Here is a 2962-nt window from a genome sequence, read left to right as displayed (position 1 = left end):
CGTGCTGCTGCAGATCGGCCTCCACCGGGACTTCCACTGCGTCGGGTTTGACCTCAGCGGGAAGATGGCTTTCGCGCAGGTAGGTGTCGAGCAGACGCCAGCCGGTGGTTTTGTCGGCTTCTTCCTCCCCGGATTCCCATTCCACCGATCCATCGGTGTTGTCCGCCCAGGCTGTTTGGTAGGTCTCATGGACCACCTTGAGCGAAAGCGGCTGCTGAACCCAGCGTGCTTTGTTCCAGGCCTTCAACACGGCGTGAACCGCATTGCCGAGATGGAGCGAGGCTGTCTTTGGTTTCTTGAGCTTGAGCACGTAGCGGAAGTAGAACTTCAGCCGGCATTGCAGGAACAGCGACAGCCGGGAAGCTGAAACAGTTGCCTGCAATGCGGTGATGATGTCCTGCTCGCTGCGCTCTGGCGGTGAGGCAGCGGGCGTGTTCATGCGGCTTGGGCGGTGGGTTGTTGCTGCCAGCGCGTCTGGCGTGGCGCGGGTTTGCCGGCTTTGACGAGCAGGTCCTCAATCAACTGAGATGCCTGCATCTTGTTGAGCTGCTTGACGCCGATGCCGAAGAGCTGCTGGGACAGATCCTCCGCCACCTGTTTGGTGATGCTGGCGTTCTCGCTGACAATGCGCAGGATAAACCCGCGTTGGCCATCGGTGCAGTTCCAGCGGTCCGTGACGGGCGGTGGAGCAGCACGATTGTTGCCGTTAACCGGGTAGGTGCGTCCATTTGTCTGTGGTGCTGCATGCCCGTTGCCGTTGGTATTGGCCGTCGGGACGTAACCTGGGTGCTGGATTTCCTGATCCACGGAGTGCTGCAGCAGCTGGTAAAGCTTCTGCACTTCGGCTTCGACCTGGGTGATGTCACTGAGTTCGACTTCAACGGAGGCGCTGAAGCTGTGGCTGCTGTATTGGGGCAGTCCGAGTTTTTTGCTGTAGTTGGCGCTGAGTTTAATGGCCATGGTGGTGTGTCTCCTGATGTGGGGTGGGTGTACTTGGGTGGATGAAGAAAGCCGCCACATGGCCCGACGACAAAACACCCGGCCCCTTTTGCGAGAGAACCGGGTGGGGTGAAGTGGGATGCTGTGACGACGTGGTGCGGCTAGCAGGTGGTGCCAGCCTCCTGAATGCGGCCCTGAGCCGGGACGCTCATCTGCGTGGCAGCGATGCTCCATCCCTGCGTGTTTTGCAGTGATGAGGTGAGCAGATCGTTGACCAGTCGCGTCATGGGACGGCGAAGCCGCCGGCCTTCATGATACAACGCACAGACGATGATCCGGTTGATGCAGGGCGAATAATGGGTTCGCCGGGGCATGATGGGTGGATGAGACAACCAAGGATAAGCCCCGGTCGCTCAAATCTTTATAACGTGAATCAGCAGAGAATTGCAGGCTGACTCGGCCGCATGGCGATGACACGTTTCGATGGGTCTCAATGAGACACCGCCCACCAGGATAATGATTGAGAATCGCCAAAAACTGGAACCAAGTCGATGGACAGTTTCCACCCATTTATGACCCAAATCGCTTGTTCCGAGACCGGGGGCAAGGATGAACTCGAAAAGTGTCCGAATATTGTCCGAACCGAAGATTTTCACTTTCGATTATTTTCACTTTTACCCCATGGTAACTCTTTGACCTTCAAAGAGTGGTGCTCGGGAAGGGACTCGAACCCTTAAGCCTTTCGGCACAAGATCCTTAGTCTTCTGGAATCTCATTGACGTTCAATGGCTTGCCGTTTGTTTTGGTCATTTATACCGCTCTTTTTGGTCATAAAAGGCGATGAATTGACAATTTGGTCAATCCGTCAATTTGCTTAACCGTTGCCGCCTTATTGCCGTTTGACGAGCGCCGATTTCGGCTAGGGTGCGGGATGAGTGACAAGAGAAAGAGGATCATCGGCGCTGGAATCTTGGTCATCTGTATTGCATCCATGTTCCATGCATCGAATGAACGTGAATCGCCATCGGTCGGATGGATGCTGGCGCTATGCGTTGCCTGGGCTTTGAGTGTGTGGTTGTGGCCAGAGAAATATGCGCACATGCCAAAGGTTGATTGGTCGAACGTGAAGAGAAAAGTTCACATTTGCGCCATCTGGATCGTCACCATTGGTGTATTCATTGGTGGCGTATGGCTGTTTGGTCACAGCAAAAATTTCAGTGATTCAAAGCCAAGAGATTACGCTCGGGAAATGATGTTGATGGACAATAATGCCATGCTGGATCAGGAGCGCTCTAGGCGCATTGAAACACAAAAATTAAACGATGGATTACACCAAGCTCATCCTGAACTTGGCCCCGCCCCGATAATACCAAAAGGCCCATACGAGAAGATGGATGATATTTTGAAGGGCCGTTAGTTATTCACATTTCATGTAATACAGGCAGGACCTTGCGGATAATGCGCAGTCGTAGAAAGTGCTGGCGTGAACGATTCACCAGCCAAACAGCCAGCGAATACCTTGGACCAAGCCGAAGATGGCAAAGATCACAAGGCCAGCGATGATTTGGGCCTCAGAGGGAAACGGGCCGCGTCTCATTTTGTTCTTCCTCGATCTTCAGCGTGGGGTTATTTATAACAACATCCAGAGCCCCGCCGTGCACATGGCGAGCAGGATTGCCGCCTTGATGATGTCAGCAATTAATTGTTCCACCGTTTTACCTTGTTCTTCCGCTTTTTTGTTGAGCCTTTGGAATTCTTCTAGTGTGAGCTTTGGATTCAAAGATGGCACTTCATTGATTTTGTCGACGGCCCATTGTGGAACTGGATGCAATGCAGCCTCCCATGATTGGAGGCGACGTTTTTTTACACCTAACCAATCAGCCATCTGTTGCTGAGTCAGCTTCTTACCTTTGCGTAAATCATAGAGTTCTTGTGCGGTCATGGAGGAATGATCGGACAAAAACACAGTTTCTGCAACTTTCCGTTTGCCTAAAAGCACATTTTCTGTCACTTTATTTTAATT

At 52.8% G+C, this 2962-nt stretch carries 5 protein-coding genes; 1 reads left to right on the top strand and 4 read right to left on the bottom strand.

Annotated features, from left to right (window positions below):
* From ACIREA_RS29800 to ACIREA_RS29790, 3 genes are all read right to left on the bottom strand, one after another.
* Positions 1 to 439, bottom strand: a 439-nt coding sequence (locus tag ACIREA_RS29800) for a RecB family exonuclease (RefSeq protein WP_397385957.1), incomplete at its 3' end; no start/stop codon positions are given.
* Entirely contained in the window at positions 436 to 960 is a 525-nt protein-coding gene (locus ACIREA_RS29795) for a hypothetical protein (protein ID WP_397385956.1), read from the bottom strand. The genes ACIREA_RS29800 and ACIREA_RS29795, both read right to left, overlap by 4 nt.
* A gap of 140 nt (positions 961 to 1100) precedes the next feature.
* Positions 1101 to 1313, bottom strand: coding sequence for a hypothetical protein (locus ACIREA_RS29790; RefSeq protein WP_397385955.1), 213 nt, complete (start codon positions 1311 to 1313; stop codon positions 1101 to 1103).
* 557 nt (positions 1314 to 1870) lie between these two features.
* Between ACIREA_RS29790 and ACIREA_RS29785 the strand changes: the two genes are divergently transcribed.
* The gene (locus ACIREA_RS29785) at positions 1871 to 2356 is read left to right on the top strand and encodes a hypothetical protein (protein ID WP_397385954.1); all 486 of its coding nucleotides are present in this window, start codon (positions 1871 to 1873) and stop codon (positions 2354 to 2356) included.
* Positions 2357 to 2569: 213 nt separating this feature from the next.
* Here the strand turns inward: ACIREA_RS29785 and ACIREA_RS29780 are convergent, their stop codons facing one another.
* Positions 2570 to 2881, bottom strand: a complete 312-nt coding sequence (locus ACIREA_RS29780) for a hypothetical protein (protein WP_397385953.1) — start codon at positions 2879 to 2881, stop codon at positions 2570 to 2572.
* Positions 2882 to 2962: the final 81 nt, after the last annotated feature.

The sequence above is a fragment of the Prosthecobacter sp. genome (assembly GCF_044373815.1).
Classification (GTDB): domain Bacteria; phylum Verrucomicrobiota; class Verrucomicrobiia; order Verrucomicrobiales; family Verrucomicrobiaceae; genus Prosthecobacter.
This window is presented reverse-complemented; position numbering and strand designations above follow the sequence as displayed.

Excerpts from the sequence above, each read along its gene's own strand:
- ACIREA_RS29795 (WP_397385956.1), bottom strand. The coding sequence starts at position 960 with ATGGCCATTAAACTCAGCGCCAACTACAGCAAAAAACTCGGACTGCCC.
- ACIREA_RS29790 (WP_397385955.1), bottom strand. The coding sequence starts at position 1,313 with ATGCCCCGGCGAACCCATTATTCGCCCTGCATCAACCGGATCATCGTC.
- ACIREA_RS29785 (WP_397385954.1), top strand. The coding sequence starts at position 1,871 with ATGAGTGACAAGAGAAAGAGGATCATCGGCGCTGGAATCTTGGTCATC.
- ACIREA_RS29780 (WP_397385953.1), bottom strand. The coding sequence starts at position 2,881 with ATGACCGCACAAGAACTCTATGATTTACGCAAAGGTAAGAAGCTGACT.